At 70.6% G+C, this 17499-nt stretch carries 12 protein-coding genes; 1 reads left to right on the forward strand and 11 read right to left on the reverse strand.

Going from position 1 to position 17499, the window contains the following annotated elements:
- Positions 1-1586: 1586 nt before the first annotated feature.
- The 11 genes from WME82_RS32050 to WME82_RS32100 all read right to left on the reverse strand — a co-directional run bounded on the left by WME82_RS32050 (position 1587) and on the right by WME82_RS32100 (position 16750).
- On the reverse strand, positions 1587-2900 hold the full coding sequence (locus WME82_RS32050) for a hemolysin family protein (protein WP_438038406.1): 1314 nt from the start codon (positions 2898-2900) through the stop codon (positions 1587-1589).
- Between the two features lie 63 nt (positions 2901-2963).
- Positions 2964-4295 (reverse strand): glutamate--cysteine ligase, encoded by a 1332-nt coding sequence (locus WME82_RS32055; RefSeq protein WP_438038407.1) that lies wholly within the window; start codon positions 4293-4295, stop codon positions 2964-2966.
- 73 nt (positions 4296-4368) lie between these two features.
- Positions 4369-5418, reverse strand: coding sequence for a homocysteine S-methyltransferase family protein (locus tag WME82_RS32060; RefSeq protein ID WP_438038408.1), 1050 nt, complete (start codon positions 5416-5418; stop codon positions 4369-4371).
- Between the two features lie 117 nt (positions 5419-5535).
- Complete coding sequence (locus WME82_RS32065) at positions 5536-8358, reverse strand: VWA domain-containing protein (RefSeq protein ID WP_437851227.1); 2823 nt, start codon at positions 8356-8358, stop codon at positions 5536-5538.
- Entirely contained in the window at positions 8355-10262 is a 1908-nt protein-coding gene (locus WME82_RS32070; RefSeq protein WP_438038409.1) for a vWA domain-containing protein, read from the reverse strand. Before WME82_RS32070 ends, WME82_RS32065 begins: the two co-directional genes overlap by 4 nt.
- Before the next feature lie 2 nt (positions 10263-10264).
- On the reverse strand, positions 10265-11218 hold the full coding sequence (locus WME82_RS32075) for a DUF58 domain-containing protein (RefSeq protein ID WP_437542928.1): 954 nt from the start codon (positions 11216-11218) through the stop codon (positions 10265-10267).
- 18 nt (positions 11219-11236) lie between these two features.
- Positions 11237-12241, reverse strand: a complete 1005-nt coding sequence (locus WME82_RS32080) for an AAA family ATPase (RefSeq protein WP_437740297.1) — start codon at positions 12239-12241, stop codon at positions 11237-11239.
- Positions 12242-12313: 72 nt separating this feature from the next.
- Positions 12314-14254, reverse strand: a complete 1941-nt coding sequence (locus WME82_RS32085) for a hypothetical protein (RefSeq protein WP_438038410.1) — start codon at positions 14252-14254, stop codon at positions 12314-12316.
- 335 nt (positions 14255-14589) lie between these two features.
- Complete coding sequence (locus WME82_RS32090; RefSeq protein ID WP_438038411.1) at positions 14590-15360, reverse strand: response regulator transcription factor; 771 nt, start codon at positions 15358-15360, stop codon at positions 14590-14592.
- A gap of 119 nt (positions 15361-15479) precedes the next feature.
- Positions 15480-16145 carry a hypothetical protein gene (locus WME82_RS32095; protein WP_437851235.1) on the reverse strand — a complete coding sequence of 222 codons (666 nt, stop codon included), beginning with the start codon at positions 16143-16145 and terminating at the stop codon, positions 15480-15482.
- Positions 16145-16750, reverse strand: a complete 606-nt coding sequence (locus tag WME82_RS32100) for a hypothetical protein (protein WP_437765560.1) — start codon at positions 16748-16750, stop codon at positions 16145-16147. Before WME82_RS32100 ends, WME82_RS32095 begins: the two co-directional genes overlap by 1 nt.
- A 452-nt stretch (positions 16751-17202) precedes the next feature.
- Here WME82_RS32100 and groES point away from each other — a divergent pair, with 452 nt between their 5' ends.
- Positions 17203-17493: a co-chaperone GroES gene (gene groES / locus WME82_RS32105; RefSeq protein WP_012238539.1), complete on the forward strand. Its 291-nt coding sequence runs from the start codon at positions 17203-17205 to the stop codon at positions 17491-17493.
- The last annotated feature ends 6 nt before the right edge of the window (positions 17494-17499 follow it).

Raw genomic sequence — 17499 nt, forward strand, 5'->3', positions numbered from 1 at the left:
CGCGTCGGCCCTCGTGAACGACGCGGCCGCGGGCGCCCCCGCGGCTCGTTCGAGCGGCGCCGCAGCGGAGCGACCTGTCGCCGCCGCATCGGCGAGCGCCTGGGGCGCGCCGAGCGTCGGCGTCGCGTCGACCGGGGGCGGCACGACCGGCGTGGGAGCCTCCCGCGTCCGCGTGGGGACGTCGTCATCGTCATCGTCGCGGTCGTCGACGATCGTGGGCGCATCGAGCGTGGACTCGTCGAGCATGTCCCCGTCGAGATCGCCGAGGAAAGGTAGCTCGCCGCTCCGGGGCTGAGGTCTCGCGACAGCTTCGGGCTCTGCGTCCGGGCGCTCGCGCCCCGGGAACGCGGGCGCTGGCGCTGCGACCGCGGACGGCTCTCGATGCCCTCCAGCCGGCGGCGCCGCACCTGGCGCGGGCCGCCCCGCGTCGGGCGCGCGGGGCGGGGCGGGCGCCGCTCCTCCGGAGCGCGCGGGCGCTGCGGCCGCTGGCCCAGCGGGCCCGCGGAGGTTCAGGGGCGTCGCCTCCCGCGCGGCCATCCTGGGCTCCGAGCCCTCACGGGCGTCGCCGGACGTCTGGGTCACCGGGACCGCCCCCACGCCCGGGACGCGCGCTCGCGCGACCGGAGCGCGCCCTTGCGCGGCCGGAGCCGCGGCGGGCGCCCTGGGGATCGGGGCGGCGCCCTGCCTGGGGGCCGGCGCGCCGGGTTGCGCCGCCGGGGGCCGCGCGCGCTCGGCCGGGAGAGGCGGCGCCGGTTGCCCAGCCGCCGCTGCCGCCGCGCGCTGCGCGATGACCTCGTCGAGCTGGCTCGAGCTGAACGGCGAGACCCGCATCAGCGTGCGCACCTCGTCGTCGTCCTCGTCGTTCGTCGCGTCCTCGTCGTCGAGCGGGAGCAGCGTGCGCACCGCGGGATCGGGGTGCCATTCCTCGAGAGCGCGCCGGAACGCGGCGGCGTTCGTCGTCCGCGCGGAGCGATCGCGCTGGAACGCATCGTCGAGGACCCGCTGGAGATCGTCGTCGCCCACGTCGAAGACGGCGAGCGGCGCCGGTGAGGAGCTCGAGATCCGTTGCCGCGTCTCGGCGTCGCTCCCGCCGCCGAAGGCGCTCGCCCCGGTCAGCACCTCGTAGAGCGTCGCCGCGATGGCCCACACGTCGTCGCCGGCCGAGAGCGTCCCGCCCCCGACCCGCTCGGGCGACTGGTACGCGATGCGGCTCGGCGTCTGGCGCAGGTCGGCCAGGATTGCCTTGGAGGTGCGATCGACCGCGGTCGTGAGCACGCACTCCGGCGAGATGGCGCCGTGCGCGACGCCGAGGGCGTGAAGCGCCTCGATCCGCTTCGCAAGACGAATGGCCCAGCCGACGGCGTCGAGCTCGTTCAGCGGGCCATCGCGCAAGATCCGAGTTGCAAGCGTTTCCACTTACGAAGCCAGGGTAGTACCGGTCCGCCGAAGTTTGTACCTGGATCCGCGCGCCGTTCGTCCCCGGGGCGACCGATTCCAGGGTGCGCGCCTCGCCGCGAACGCTCGGAGGCGGCGCCCCTGACGGACGGCGCTGGGGCGCGGATCCGCGGCGCAGGGAGCCGCGCTCGTCATGACCGCTCGCCCCCGGCCGCGTCGGTCGGGACGATGCGGACGCGCCGTACCCGCCGGCCGGCGACATCCATCGCCACGAGCGTGTAGCCCTCGCACTCGACGCGCTCGCCCGCCTCGGGTGGGTGCTCGAGCCGGCCGAGCATGTAGCCGCCGACCGTCTCGACGGTCTTCACCTCGGGCAGCAGCACGATGTGCCCGTCGCGCTCCAGGTCCGTCAGCAGGACGCGGCCGTCGACGTCGACGATGCCGCCGCCGCGGCGGTGGATGGGCGGCACCTCCTCGTCGTTCTCGTCGCGGATCTCGCCGACGATCTCCTCGATGAGGTCCTCCATCGTCACGAGCCCCATGAACTCGCCCGAGGCCGACGTGATGATCGCCACCGGCACCTGGCGCGCCTGCATCTCGAGGCGGAGGCGCTCGACCGAGGTGTTCTCGCGCGCGAAGATCGGCTTGCGGAGCAGCTCGGCGACGCGCGCCGCGCGGCGGCGGTGGCTCAGGACGTCGAACAGGTCGCGCAGGTGCAGGTAGCCGAGCACGTTCTTGCCCTGCTCGTCGAGCACCGGGTACCGGGAGTACCCGGCGTCGGCCACGATCCGCACCGCCTCGTCGATCGTCATGTTCGCGCGCAGGGTCGCCGCGTCGGAGCGGAGCGACATCACGTGCCTCGCCGTGCGCCGGCGCAGATCGAAGATGCGCACGAGCATGCTGCGCAGCGCCGGATCGAGCCCCGCGGGGCTCTTGGTCAAGAGCAGCCGGAGCTCCTCCGACGTGTGCGCGAACTCCTCCTCGCCCACAGGCCGGAGCCCGAAGAGGCGGACGAACCCGTTCGCCATCGAGTTGAGCACCCAGATGACCGGCCACATCAGGACGAAGAACCCGTGCAGCGGCCGCGCCGCCCAGAGCGTAACCTTCTCGGTCCGCTGGATCGCGAGCGACTTCGGCGCGAGCTCTCCGATCACGGTGTGGAGCGACGTGATCAGGATGAACGCGATACCGACGGAGATGGCGTGCGCGCCGACCCCCGACCAGGCGTCGAGCGGCGCGAGCAACGGCTCGATGAGCTGGGCGATGGCCGGCTCGCCGATCCAGCCGAGCCCGAGGGACGCGAGCGTGATGCCCAGCTGGTTGGCGGACAGGTACGCGTCGAGCCGCTGCGACATCTGCAGCGCGAGCCGGGCCCGCGCGTCCCCCTCGCGCACGAGCTGCTCCAGCCGCGTCGGCCGCATCTTGACGATGGCGAACTCGGACGCGACGAAGAACGCGTTGAGGAGCACCAGGAGCAAGGTGCCCAGGAGGTAGACGAGCGTCATGCCGATCGACGTCCTCCCCCCGGCGCGCCCGCCGCCCCGCGCCGCCTCGGCGACGAGCCGCGGCTAGATCCTCGCACGTTCGAGGATCTTGCTTCGCAGGTCCGGGTCGTCGTTGCTGAGTCCATCGACGAGAGCATCGGCCGGGGATTGCCCCTTGGCGATGAGCGCGCTGAGCCGATCGAGGTGGACGCGCTCGTCCTTGCCGTTCTTGTTCAGGCGCGCGCGCCGCTCGAGGCCGCCCGAGGCGATCGAGACGAGCCGCTCGGCCAGCGCCGCGAGCGGCTTGCCGCGGAACGTGGCGCGGAGCGCGCGCTCGGCGATCTTCGGGCGCACGGCCTCGAGCTCGTCGAACCTGAAGCTCTCGGACAGGGCGTCGGCCTCGTCGAGCGCGCGCGCATCGTAGAGGATGCCCGCCCAGAGCGCCGGGAGCGCGCAGACGAGGTTGGCCGGCAGCGAGTCTGCGCCGCGGACCTCGAGGGTCCGCTTCAGCCTGACCTCCGGGAAGAGGGTGTTGAGGTGCGTCTCCCAGTCGCCGCGGGTGGCCCGGTGCCCCTCGAAGCCGTGCTCCAGGAATTCGCGGAAGGTCTGCCCCGTGTTCTCGATCACCTCGCCGCCGCGCTTGAAGAGGAACATCGGCGCGTCGACCGCCCACGCGACGTAGTCCGAGAAGCGGCGCCCGCGCTCGAGCACGTCGCGGATCAGCCCCTGCCGCGCGGCGTCGACGTCGAGCCAGACCTTGGCGCGGTAGCTCCGCCCGCCGAACAGCGCCCCCTCGTAGAACGGGGAGTTGGCGAAGATCGCCGTCACGAGCGGGGAGAGCCGGAGCGACACGCGGAGCGCGCGCATCGCCGCCTCCTCGCTGGCGTAGTCGAAGTTCGCCTGCACGGTGGCGGTGCGGCGCATCATGTCGAGGCCGTGCGCGCCGCGCGTCGGCAGGTAGCGCCGCATGATCGCGTAGCGCGCCTTGGGCACCCAGGAGAGATCGGCTTGCGACGCGAAGGGGTGGAACCCGATGCCGAGCCAGGTCAGCTTGAGCTCGGCGGAGATGTCGCGCAGCTCCGCGAGGTGCCCGCTCATCTCCATACAGATCTGGTGGATGTTCTCGAGGGGTGCTCCGGACAGCTCGAGCTGCCCGCCTGGCTCGAGGGTCACCGAGGCGCCAGCCCGGGCGAGCGCGATCAGCGGACCGCCGGGGGTCTCGTGCTCGGGTGTCCACCCGTGCCGCTCGACGAGCGCCTGAAGGATGTTGAGGATGCTCCGCTCGCCCTCGTACGGGATGGCAGCGCCTGTCCTGGCATCGACACCGAACTTCTCCGCCTCGGCGCCGATCCGGTGAAGGGCCTCGGGCTTCGTGGCTTCGTGGAAGGGAAACAGCAGATCGTCAAACGTCTCCAACGGTTGAGACTTCGACTCACTCCCGTGGCTTGCATCGGCCATCATCACGTTTCCGGTTGGGTTTCGTTCTCGCTTAGAGCGCGCGCCTGAGAAGGGGCGCGCGCTGCGTCGTACGGAGCATCTTCGCGAGCGCGCCCAGGTGCGCCAGCGTTGTCCCCGTCCCTCCCCCGAGCATTCGCGCGCCCGCCTCGATGAGCCGCGCCGCCGACGCCGCCCAAGCATCGCAGATCTCGGCGGGCGCGATGCGGTCGGCACCGTCCGCCTGCACAGATTCCGCGCCGAGCAGCACGCCGACCTGAACCTCATGCGCGACGCCCTCGAGGCGCCGGAGCAAGTTGAGCCCGAGCTCGACCGACGGCACCTCGAAGAGCAACGCGTCCGCGCCGCTGTCGAGGGCTGAGCGGGCGACCTCCTCGAAGCCCTCGCCATCGGCGGTGCGCCCGGCGCCGTCGAGCTCCACGAGCGCCCACGTCGCCAGCTGCGTCGTGCTGGCGCTGACCACCGCCGCGCGGCGCGCGAGCCGCGCGACCGTGGGGCCGACGCACGCTGCCTGGATTGGATCGAAGCCGCACGCGACGAGGATCTCGCAGCCGGCCGCCGCCAGCCTCGCCGCATGGACGGCGTAATCCTCGGCGATCCGGTCGGCCATGGGCGCGGCAGCAGTGTGGCCCAGGATACCCGCCACCGCCACGCGACGCGCGGCCGCGCCCGCCGCCTCTGTAGCGAGCTCGACCGCAGTTCCGGTCAGCGCGGCGGCGCGGAACGCCATGCCGATGGGCGCCAGGGCGCGCGTCGTCGTCGCGGACGTGAGCGCCCGGACCACGTCGATCCCCAGCGCGATCTCCTGCTCGTGCAGCTCAGCGATCGCCCGCGGCGACTCGCGGAGCAGCCGGCCGAGGGCGGTGTTGGAGGACACCGCGGTGCCTCGTCCACGGAGCGAAGCGAGCGGATCGCCGCTGATGATGAGCGGACGACCCACGGGAGGCCGAGAGGTGGAGGCCTCGAGCGCATTCACGTCCTTCGCTGCTTTCCAGGGCTCCTCTACCACCGGTCTATAAGGGGAAACTAGCCCAAGACGGCCCTTCCGCGTCGCGAAATGGTGCAGGCCAGCGGGCTGGAGCACAGCGTTCCACGCAGCGGAGTCGGGGACAACCTGACGGACGCGCACCGGCGCTCGGCGCGGCGCCGGGGAGGAACGGGGGATCGGCCGTCATGAGGGGCTCCGCTTTGCCATGAGCCGTCATGTGGCCGGGAGGCGCCGGCCCCCTACCCCTCGGCCCCGGCGCGCGACGAACTTCCGGTCGAAGAGCCGCACCCGGCGGACGAACAGATCGAGCAGGAACACGACCATCGCAGCGTAGATGAACTGCTGCCAGAGCTCCTCGTGGAACGTCACCTTCTCCCCTGCCGGGTCGAAGATGGCCGCCACGCCGTTCGGATCGACCGCCCCGCCGGTCGACGTCGCGGCTTTCTCGAGGATCGCGAGCTCGGGCTCGAAGCTCGCGTACTCGCGCGGGTACGGGTTCGAGACGTGGCCGTAGCTGACGGCGACGGGCCGGAGCGAGCCGTCCTCGGCCTCGCGCAGGTGCTCCGCCCGCAAGAGGAACGAGCCGTACCGATCCAGCGCAAGCGCCGTCTCGTAGCGCCCCGGCGCGGTCTGACGCATGTCGACGACCCGCGTCGCGCCGCCTGGCTCGGGCCCGATGAGGGTGAGCCGGGAGGTCAGGTTGTTCTCGAACCGGTCGTCGGCCCCGAACGCGTCGACGGACGCGCGCAGCTCGCCGTCGACGATCTCGGCCTTCATGTCGAGCTCGCGCCGGTGCTTCTGGCGCATGTGCTCATGGACGAGCTGTCCCCAGAATTTTTCGAAGCCCGGCCACCTCAGCCACTCGACGGCCCAGCGCGCCTTGACGTCGGTCGTCCAGGCCAGCGTCCACCCGAGGCCGACGCGCCAGCGCGCGAGGATCGGCTCCTCGGTGTCGCTCGTGAGCAGCTCCTGGGCTGGCGCCGGCTTCAGCTTGGTCGAGACGTAGCCGTGCAGGTTGGGCGCCGTGCGGACGTCGACGCCGCGGAGGAACGCCGCGTCGCCGACCTGGGTCACCGGGAACCACTCCTCGACGGCGGCGGCGCGCGCGACCATCTCGGTCTCCTTGGTGAAGATCCGCGGCAGGTTGTTCGGATCCGGGACCGCGTGGAAGCGCCCCCCGCCCACGTCGGCGATCATCTTGAGCAGCTGCTCGTCGAGGTCGTTCCCGAGCCCCACGGTGGTCACGGTGATCGACTCGGCGATCATGGCGGACACGAGGTCCCGGATGCCGCCCGTCGACGCCTTGCCGTCCGTGAGCAGGATGACGTGCTTCTTGCGCGCCTGCGTGACGGTCATGTCCTGGTAGGCGGCGTCGAGCGCGGAGAAGATCTCGGTCCCGCCGCCCGGCTGGATGCGCGCGATCTCGCCCGCGATCCGCGAGCGGTTGCGCGCGGGCTGCATCTTCACGTAGCGCGTCGGCGCCGAGTCGAACGCGATCACCTCGATCAGATCGTCCGACGACAGCACCCCCGCGGTCGCCTTCGCCGCGGCCTTGGCCATCTCGAGGGGCAGCCCGGTCATCGATCCCGAGCGATCCATGACGAGCGCCATCGCCACGCTCGGCATGTCCTTCTTTCGCTCGTTGTCCATCCGAACGGGCAGGATCCGCTCGATGGTAGTGCGGTACCAACCACCGAGGCCGTACCCCGACTCGCCACCGGCGAAGAGGAACCCCCCGCCGAGATCCCGCACGTAGCTCTCGATGATCTCCTGCCCCTGCAGGCTGAGCGCTTCCTTCGGGGTGTCGGACACGATCAGGAAGTCGTAGCGCTCCATCTCCTTGAGGGAGCCGGGGAATCCTGCCGGCGGCCTGACGTCGACGTCGAACTGCTGCGCGGTGAGCGCGCTCGACAGCGGGCCGGCGTGCTGCGGCGTCCCCTCGACGTAGAGCACCGACGGGCGCCCTGGCACGTCGATGGTGGTCGCGTATCGGTTGTTCTCCTTGAACTTGTCGTCCGCGATCTGGTCGAGCTCGAGCGCGTAGGTCACCTGCCCCGCGATGCGCACGACGCTCTTGAACACGACGTCGTTCGGCCCTGCCTTGAGCTCGAGGTCCCGGATGCCCTCGAGGCCGTTCAGCGCCTCCCCCTGGAAGAGCCGCGCGCGCGCCTTGGTGGCGCGGCTGGCGTAGATGTCGGCGTGGATCTCGAACGTCTCCCCGACCTTGACCCGGTCGGGCATCCTGAGCTCTCGCACCGCGACCTCGGGCGGCGCGGGCCGCCGGTACGGGATGGAGAACAGCCGCACCCCGACGTCGCGCGCCCGGTTGGCCTCGGCGAGCACGTCGCCGTCCGTCTGCACGCCGTCCGACATCAGCACGGCGCGCTTGAGGTAGCCGGGCGGATACAGCCCGTACGCGAGCTGCAGCGCGGCCTGGAGGTTCGAGCCCGCGCCGAGATCGCCGCGCTGTCCGTTCGCGTCGACGTGGCGGCCGATGGGCGGCGCGCGCCGCTCCTCCTCGCGACCGGCCGCCTCGCCGGCCGCGCGCTCGGCGAGCCGCGGCCGCCGCGCGAAGGTGATCACCTTGATGACGCCGTCCTCGGGCTTCTCGGCGAACGCCTTGTCGAGCGTCGCTCGCGCGTCGTCGAGCGCCTCGTCCGTGACCGACTCGGAGACGTCGATGAGGTAGATGGTGGCGACCTTCTCCGTGGTCGCGGACCTCGCGAGCCGCGACAGCCCGAGCGCGATCAGCGCGACGAACGCGACCCGCAGCAGCACCGAGAGCACGCGCTGCGGCAGGGGAAGGTCGGCGAGGGATCCCGCGAGCACCCCGACGAACCAGGGCGCGAGCAGGATCGCGCCGAGCATCTTCGGGTTGAGGAGCTCGTACTTCACCCCCTCGCGCACCCACGTCAGCGTCGGATCCGGGTGCAGGAGGACATACCTCCGGTACGCCCAGAACAGGATCCCGCCGAGGGCGACGCATGTGATGGCCCACGCGGCGATGCGCAGCCTCCGACCACGGAACGCGCTCACACCGTCACCCTCCTGTGGTACGTGAACCACTCGATCGCGGTCATGAGGAGCACCGCCGCGAGCAGGTAGACCCAGAGCTCACGGCGAACGCCGATCTTGAACTCGCTCACCGCGCCCGCGCCGCGGCCGTCGACCTTGAGCTCGGCGGCCGGGGCGATCGCGCTCTCCTCCGGGGCCGAGAGGTTCGCGGCAAACATGCTCTCCTCCTGCGCGCCCGCGGCGCCGACGCGCAGCGTGTAGAAGCCGGCGTGCTGCCCGAGGAACACGGCGCGCCCCTCCTGGATGGGGACCGCGCGCGTCGTCCCGTCGGGCTGCTCCAGGCTGGCCACCTCCGCGGACGAGGACGCCGGGATGTGCCAGACGGAGCCCGTGCGGAACGAGGAGATGTAGCTCGTGTCCTCCTCGACGAAGTTGTTGATCGCGTTGAGCAGGAAGAGCGGCCAGGCGATGCGGAGCGGGAAATCGCTCTCGCGCACGTCGAAGCCGAGCGCGACGAATTTCACGCCGCTGCGCCGCCCCTCGAGCAGCAGCGGACCCTTGTAGCTCCGGCCGACGACCCTGTCTTCCTTGTTGCCCTTGAGCACGTGGGCGCGCGCGACGTTCACGTCGCTGAGCGCCGTGTAGCGCAGGAGCGGGTGCTTCGCGTCGAGCTCGTCGAAGCCCAGGCGGTAGTTCGGGTCGTCGTCGAGGACCTCCTTGCCCACCTCGAACGGGACGCTGGTCCCGGTCGGGTTGAGGTAGAGCAGGCTCCCGCTCCCCGGCGCGACGCTCGGCGCCACGCCGTCGAAGATGGTCACGTCGAACGACGAGGCCGCCGGGTACCGCTGTGGATCGACGAAGGTCACATCGAGGTACTCGTCGAGGAGCAGCGCCGCCTCGAGGAACATGTTCCCCGCGGAGACGACCTGCACGCGCGCGCGGCGCCGCTCGGGGAGGAGCGCGTAGGCGCGGTTGTCCGCGGGGAGGTCGTCCGAGCTGCCGTCGGCCAGCGCGAGCTTCGCCTCGAGCGTCTTCGACGCGCCGGAGAGGTTCGGGTAGAAGCGGGGCAGCTTCTCCTTGGGCTTGAGCCGGATGCGCGTCAGATCCGTGAGCTGGCCGTCGCCGAGCAGCGACAGCTCGAGATCGAGGGGCTCGTCGCTCGTGTTGGTGACCTCGAGCATCACCTCGTAGCGGCTCTTGTCGAGCGGGTAACGCCGCACCGAGAACTCGGTGATGGCGGCGTTCCTCGATCCCTTGCCGATCGGCAGGTACGAGAGCTTGATGTCGCCGAGGCGCACCTGTCCGCCAGCGTCGGTCGGCTCGCCGAGCGCGCCGTCGCTCACGACGATGACCTCCGGCGACGGGAGCCCGCTCAGGGTGTCGCTCGCGAAGCGGAGCGCGCGCGCGAAGTCGGCGGTGGCGTCGGTCGGCCTCACCGCCGCGACGGCCGCCTCGAGCTCCGAGATCTCTCCGGTGAGCGTCGACAGGGGCGTGATGGCCGCATCCATCTGGGCCAGCAGCATGCGGTCGCTGCCGGAGAGGCCGCGGACCATCTTCCTGACCTCTTCCTTCGCGAGCTCGAGGCGCGAGGGCGCGACGTCGATGGCCTGCATGCTCGCGCTCGCGTCGATGAGGACGACGATGTTGCGCCCCTCGACGAGGTTCGCCTGAGGGCGCGGATCCCCCAGCGCGAGCAGGAGCAGCGCGAGGAGCGCGAGCTGCAGCAGCAGCGACAGGAGCCGCTTCAGCTGGGAGAACAGGCTCGTCGCCTCCTTGTCCCGGAGGATGCGCTCCCAGATCCTCGAGAAGGGGACCGCGACGGGCCGCCGGCGCAGCTTGAGGATGTAGAAGACGACGACGACGGCCCCGCCGAGGGCGCCGATCTGGAGCAGTGTCTGCAGCGGAACGCCGGTGAAGTGCAGCATCGCTACCGGAGGAAGCCGCCTCTGCGGAACACGCGAAGGATCAGCTCATCGAAGGGGACGGACACGTCCGCGCGGAAGTAGCTCACCTGCCGCGACGTGCAGAAGCGGCGGATCTCGTCGAGGTACTGCTCGTAGGCCTCGGCGTAGCGCTCGAGCACCTTGGGGGTCACCGTGACCTCGCGCTCGTCGCCGGTCTCGCAGTCGTAGACGCGCACGTCCCCGCGCAGCGCGGGCCTGGCCTCGCGCGCGTCGACGACGTGGAGCACGAACGGCTCGAACCGGTTGTACCGGAGGACGTTGATGCCGCGCTCGAAGCCCGCCGGATCATAGAGATCGCTGAGGATCACGGCGAGGCCGCGCCGCTTGTGCTGCGCCACGAAGGTCTTCATCGCCTCGCCGAGGTCGGTCGGGCCCTCGGCGCGCGCCTGCCCGAGGAAGCGGAAGATCCTGAAGATGCGCGCCTTGCCGCGGGTCGACTGCATGCGCCCGCTGATCTCGTCGGTCGCGGTGACGATCGCGATGCGGTCGAGGTTGGCGAGCCCCACGTACGCCAGCGCCGCAGCGAGGCGCTTTGCGTGCCGCAGCTTCTCGCCGTCGCCGAACGCCATCGACGCCGAGGTGTCGACGATGAAGTAGATCGAGAGGTCTTCCTCCTCCTCGTAGAGCCGGATGAGGAGCCGGTCGAAGCGCTGGTACGCGGCCCAGTCGAGGTACCGGAAATCGTCGCCGGGCGCGTAGTCGCGGTGGTCGGCGAACTCGACCCCGGAGCCGGTCTTCTTGGTCCGCCGCTCCGCGCGCATCGCCCCCGAGAAGACGCGGCGGCTCACCATCGCGAGGTAGTCGAGCTTGCGCTGGAACTCGTCGTCGAAGAGCTCCTCGTCGGGGGCGCTCGCGGAGAGCGCGGAGATGCGGCGCAGCGGCGCGGCGGCCCTCTTGAACGCGTCGAAGAGCCCCATGCTACCTTCGACGGCGCCTCATTTGCTCTCCGGAAGGTGCTTGAGGATCGCCTGCAGCACCTCGTCGGTCTTCACGCCCTCCGCCTCGCCCTCGAAGTTGAGCAGCACGCGGTGCCGGAGGGCGGGGAGCGCGCACGCGCGCACGTCGTCGACCGACGCCGCGAACCGCCCCTCGAAGAGGGCGCGGATCTTCGCGGCGAGCAGCAGCGCCTGCGCCCCGCGCGGCGACCCGCCGAACTTCACGAACCGCTTCACCTCGTCGAGGCTGCCTCCCTCGGCGGGGTGGGTGGCCTGGAGGAGCCGCACCGCGTAGTCCTGGACGTGCTTCGCCACGGGCACCTCGCGGACGAGCCGCTGCATGGCGATGATCCGCTCCTTGTTCAGGACCGGCCGCACCTCGATCGCGTCGGTGCCGGTCGTCCGCTCGAGGATCGAGTTCAGCTCGTCGCGGCTGGGGAACGGCACGTGCAGCTTGAAGAAGAACCGATCGAGCTGCGCCTCGGGCAGCGGGTACGTCCCCTCGCTCTCGAGGGGGTTCTGCGTCGCCAGGACGAAGAACGGCTCTTCCAGCGTGTAGCTCTGCCGCGAGACCGTGACCCGGTGCTCCTGCATGGCCTCGAGGAGCGCGCTCTGCGTCTTCGGCGTGGCCCGGTTGATCTCGTCGGCGAGGACGATGTTCGCGAAGATCGGCCCCTTGCGGAACGAGAACGACCGCTGCCCGCCCGCGTTCTCATCGATGACCGTGGTGCCGATGATGTCCGCGGGCATCATGTCGGGCGTGAACTGGATGCGCGAGAACTGGAGGTCGAGCGCCTCGGCCATGGTGCGGACGAGCATCGTCTTGCCGAGCCCCGGCACGCCCTCGAGCAGCGCGTGCGAGCCCGCGAGCATGCACGTGAGCACGCCGTCGACCACCTCGCGGTTGCCGACGATGACCTTCCCCACCTCCTCGCGCAGCTGTCCGATGCTCGCGCGGAACTCGTCCACCTCGGCCCGCGCTGCTTCCTTCGTCTTCTCGGCCATGACTTCCTGCTTCGCGCCCGCTGTCGCGGAGCGCCTGTAGAGGCGCGGTCGCGTTCGAGCCGCCGGCTCGACTCACTCGCGCGGCCTGATGAGCTGGAAATACCGGTTCACGTAGAACCGGTATCCATCAGGGATCTGATCCTTGTTGATCTGCTGCTCTGCGACCGTGTGATAGTCGGTGAAGACCTTCTTGTAGCCGGTCCCCTTGAAGCCCCGCTCGGCCGCGCTGAGGATCACCTCGCTGTTCGAGGGCCCTTGCTGCGTGTCGAGCCCCTGCGCCTGGACGTCCTGGGTCCCCATCTTCGGGTCGGTGCGCTTGCCCGCGACCTCGCCGCCGCGGCCGGAGCCGACGCCGTCACCCCCGGGCTGGTTGCCGCCGTTGCTGTTGCCCTGGCCGCTCCCCGGCCCCTCCTGCCCCTGCCCCTGCCCGCTGCCGGGCATCAGGATCTTCTTGCCGCCGGGCCCGATCACCAGCTCCTGCCCCTGGCCTTGCCCGCCCTTGCCCTGACCGCCCTGGCCTTGCTGGCCCTCCTGCCCTTCCTGCGCGCCGTCGCCCTGCCCCTGTTGGCCCTGCCCCTGCTGCTCCTCACCGCCGCCCTGGCTGCCGCGCGCGCGCTTTCCGAAGCGGAGCATCCTGGCCATCCGCTGCTTGCCCCCCTGCCCTTGTTGACGCACGAGCTCCCGGAGCTCCTCTAGCCGCTGGCGCAGCTCTTCCTTCTCCTGCTCGGACATCTCCTCCTGCTGCATCCGGTTGATGTCCTCGGCCGCCTGCTCGAGATCGTCCGCTGACATCCCGAGGTCGCGCATCAGATCCTCGGCGGCCTTGGCGAGCTCGCGATCGAGCCGGTCGAGCTGGCGCCCGGTCCGCTCCTTCTGCTCGGCCTCGCGGTCGAGCCGCTCCAGCTCCCGCTCCTTCTTCTTGAGCAGCCTCTCCTGCTCGGATCTCTGCTGATCGTTCGCGGAGGCCTTCTGCTTCTGCTTGAGGAGCTGCTCGCGCGCCTCGGCGCGCTTCTCGTTGATCGCGGCGAGGGCCTCCTTGCGGCGCGACGCCGCCTCGGCGAGCGCCTTGCGCAGCCGCTCGATCTCGGCCTTGTCGAGCTTCTGCTTCTTGTCGCGGAGCTTCTCGGCGAGCTCCTTCAGGTCCTTCTTCGCCTTCTCGAGATCCTTCTTCTCGAGGGACTCCCCCACGCCCTTCGCCAGGTCGCTCTTCTTGAGGTCGAGCCCCGTCTCCTTCAGCGCCTCTTCGAGCGCCTTCAGGTCGGCCTCCGCGCCCTTGAGGAGCTCTCGCTCGAGCGCCTCCATGCGGCGGAACGCCTCGGTGCGATCGAGGCGCTTGTTGGCGATGTCCTCGATGAGCTGGTTGAACCGCTCGACCGCGGACTTCATCTCCGGGCTCTGGTCCTGCCGATCGAGCGCCTTGGCCGCGTCCTTGAAGAGCTCGATGTCGTCGGGCGACATGGTGAGCGCGTCGATGGTCGCCGCGACGGGCGCTTGCTTCCGCGGGGTGCGCACCTCCAGCAGCGCCACCGCGAGCACGCCGAGGCCCACCGCGGCGGAGGTCCAGAGCTCGCGAGGGAGCGCGAGCGGCGCGGCGCCAGCCGGGCGCAGCCCTGCGGCGTGCTCGCAGGCGTCGTCGATCGCCGCCTCCATCAGGGGGGTGCGCTGCGCTGCGGGCAGCGCGTCGAAGGCAAGCGCGATCGTCAGCCGGTCGTGGAGGCCGTGGTGCCGATCGAGGGCGATGGTGCCGGCGCGGGGAGGCAAGCGGCGCAGCATCGCCACGACGAGGGTGGCCAGCACGAGCAGCCCCGCGCCGAGGAGGAGCTGGCGCGCGCGCGGCTCGCCGAGGTACGCCGGGAGCGCCTTGTGCACCGCGAGCGTCCCGGCAGCGAGCGCGAGCGCGAGGGTCAGCGCGCTCGGCAGCGCGCGCAGCGCGCGCCCGAACCGCAGCCTCAGCTCAACCGCGAGCGCGGCGCTGCGAATGCGGTCCAGTTGCTTCGTGCGAGAGTCGCTCACGGTGCTCAGCGCTCCGGGCGCCCCCCGCGGGGGCCCTCGAAGGGGAAACGTCGCAGCATTGTACCTGCTGACGGGTCAGGCGCCCGAAAGTTCCTGGGAGGCTCCGCGCGACGTACGAGGGAATGACGCGCGGCGAGCCCTGATGATTCCCGTGCAGGGCAGCCTCTGCGCTCAGCGCGCCGCCGGCATGGATGCGCGTTGCCGGTGGTGGGTGGGGGTCTTCCCTCGGGGCGCTGATCGGACGGCTCTTCTGCGCCCGGCTCGGCGGCGGCACGCGTACGTTGCGTGGGAACGAGGTGACGGGCCACTGCGCACGGCGCCCGCCTCGGATTGGATCACTTCATCGACTTCTTCTTGGACGCCGCCTTCGTGGCGGCCGGCTTCTTCGCCGCGACCGGCTTCTTCGCCGCCTTGGCGGCCGGCTTCTTCGCCGCCTTGGCGGCCGGCTTCTTCGCCGCGACCGGCTTCTTCGCCGCCTTGGCGGCCGGCTTCTTCGCCGCGACCGGCTTCTTCGCCGCCTTGGCGGCCGGCTTCTTCGTCACGGCCGACCGCTTCGCAGCCGCCCTGCTCGCCATGGCACCGTTTGCCGCCGACTTCTTCGCCCCCGTCGTCCGCTCTCTGGAAGACGGCTGCGCCGCGGCTTCACGCTCCTCGCCAACCGCGCTCGTCTGAGCCCTGGCGCCGTTCGCATCAGGCACCTGCTTCGCATAACGCGCGAGCGTCTCGCGCACCCGCGCGTCCAGATCCGTGAAATCGAACGGCTTGTTCAACCAGGCGTCCGCGGCGAAGAGCGGCGAGGTCATCTCGTTCAGGTTCTCGCCGATCCCGGTGAGCATGATGACGCCGGTGCTCGCGAACGGCCGTCCGTCGGACGTGTCGCTCTTCAGCCGTTTGCAGATCTCCCAGCCGCTCATGCCGGGCATCATCACGTCCAGGATCACCAGATCCGGCCGGTGCTCACGCGCGAGCTCCCAGGCGGCATCGCCCTCGGAAGCCTCGATCACAGAGAACCCTAGGTTCCTCAGGTGACGCGCAACGAGGCTCAACATCGCCGGTTCGTCTTCGGCCACCAGGACACGGGGCGGCATCGTGCTCGCGGAAGGCATCGTGGATGCGGATGAGAGTACGTGCGCGCGAACCGGTCAAGAGAGAACGAGAGCGCGCGGCCGCGGCGAGCGCTCCGCGCCGGGCTCCCGAGCGACCCCGAGCGCCCGGGAGGATGCGCTCACGCGGCGCGCGCGAGGGCGATCTTTTCCGTCTGCCCCGCCGCATAGAAGCGTCGCAGCGCCGCGAGCAGCTCGGCATGACGCCCGTGGCGGGCAAACTCGGCCTCGAGTCGGCCCGCGAACCGCGCCGCCAGATCGTTCGCGATCCGGTAGCGATCGCCGGTCTCCGTGCCCGGTGGATCCATGAAGGTGACCCGCTCGAAGAGATGGGCGCGGATCCGCGCGGCGCGCTCGGGCTCGAAGCGCCCCGCCCCCGGTGGGGCCGCCTCGTGGCGGCGCCGGAGTGGCGGGCCTGGCGGCTCGACCTCGTCAGCCAGATCGCCATAGACAAGCAGCACGTATTTGTCGACCTCGGCCTGGAGCTCGAGCTCGAGCTGGGTCGCCGGCAGCTCCCTGCGGGCCCGCTCGGCCACATAGAGGAAGTGGCTCACGCCCTCGACGATCTGGCAGATCTCGTCGAACGTCCGCTCTCGCCCCCGCGTGATCGCCCGGCGGGGCAGGTGCAGCGCGATCTCGATATCCCCGTCGGCGTGCCGGATCAGCAGCGCTTCGCGTGCGCTGCCGTCCGTCAGCCGGATGAAATCGTCGACCGCGGGCGCGTCATCGAGCGCATAGGTGCGCGCCAGGTGCTGCTGGATCCGGGACGGGAAGGTCGCCCCCCGCATCAGTTGAGCCCGCCCGTACCACGGCTCGGCACGAGCCCTCGTGCCCCGAGCTCATCCGCGAGGCGGCTCGATCCCGTACGAACCCAGCGCTCGTACAGCCGGAGCACCGAGCGCTCGTCCCGAGCTCCCGACGCGAGCGTACCGTCGGCCACATCGTTCAGGACGCTCACGAACCGCTCGAATTTCTCGGCCATCTCCGAAAGAACATCGGGCCCCTGGCCGACGCGCGCATTGAGGCGCAGCATAGCGGCCGCATGGTGGTAGGCGGTGGACCCGACCCCGACCACGTAGCCGCGATCGACCCCCTTGAGCTCGATGTGGCCGCCGAAGAAACCGACCACGTAGAGGACGCTGTCTCCCAGGTTACGCAGCCGCTGGAAACGCTCGGCTCCGGAGGCTTCCAGCGCGTCGCGCAGAAGAAAGGTCAGGGGCTGGTTGAAGGCAGACTCGGCATGCTCGTCCGGGTGAGCAAAAGCACAGAGCAGACCGACGAGGTAACTCGACGCCGCCTCGGTGGCAGCGACGTTCCGAACTCGGAGCGCCTCGTCCACAACCTCCTGGAAATAGCGGGTCATGCTCGGGGACAGAGAGATCGCTTGGCTCACAGCGGCACCTCACTTATGCGGGTGCCCTGGATACCGACGTAACCCGGGCCACCGCGCGCTCAGGTCAACCAGACACGTCCTGGCGGCCTCCCTCGGGCTGGAGACCGTGAGGGCATCGCGTCACTGTGCTGCCGCAGCTTTGCCCTCATAAGCGCATTTTAGCCGAGAGGCTCCGCCGAGCCCAGCCTTGAGCCGCGCGCCTTCCCCTGCGATCTCCAGGACTTACAGCCACCTCTGCGCCTGGCTGCCAGCGCGCAAAGTGCCGCCTGGGGCCACTCTTGACACCCTCCAGGGGGTGGCTATCTTCCGCGCGCTCGCTAGCACTCGCCGCAGGTGAGTGCTAGCAAAGTGCCCAGACTGCAATCGTAGGGGGCCTTCCGGCGCGCTCTATCGCGCCGGCTGGGTCTCGCCGTTCGTGGGACGCGGCGCTCGTCCCCGGAGGACTTGCAAAGATGAAGATTCGACCGCTCCAGGACCGCGTGATCGTTCAGCGCGTGAAGGAAGAAGAGAAGACCAAGGGAGGTCTCTACATTCCGGACACCGCGAAAGAGAAGCCGATCGAGGGAACCGTCGTCGCCGTCGGCAACGGCAAGGTCGCCGAGGACGGTACCGTGCGGAAGCTCGACGTCAAGGAGGGCGATCGCGTCCTCTTCGGCAAGTACTCGGGCACCGAGGTCAAGATCGACGGCGAGGAGCACCTCATCCTCCGCGAGGACGACATCCTCGGCGTGATCGAGAAGTGACGCGGG

The sequence above is a fragment of the Sorangium sp. So ce128 genome (genome assembly GCF_051525245.1).
Taxonomy (GTDB): Bacteria; Myxococcota_A; Polyangia; order Polyangiales; family Polyangiaceae; genus Sorangium; species Sorangium cellulosum_B.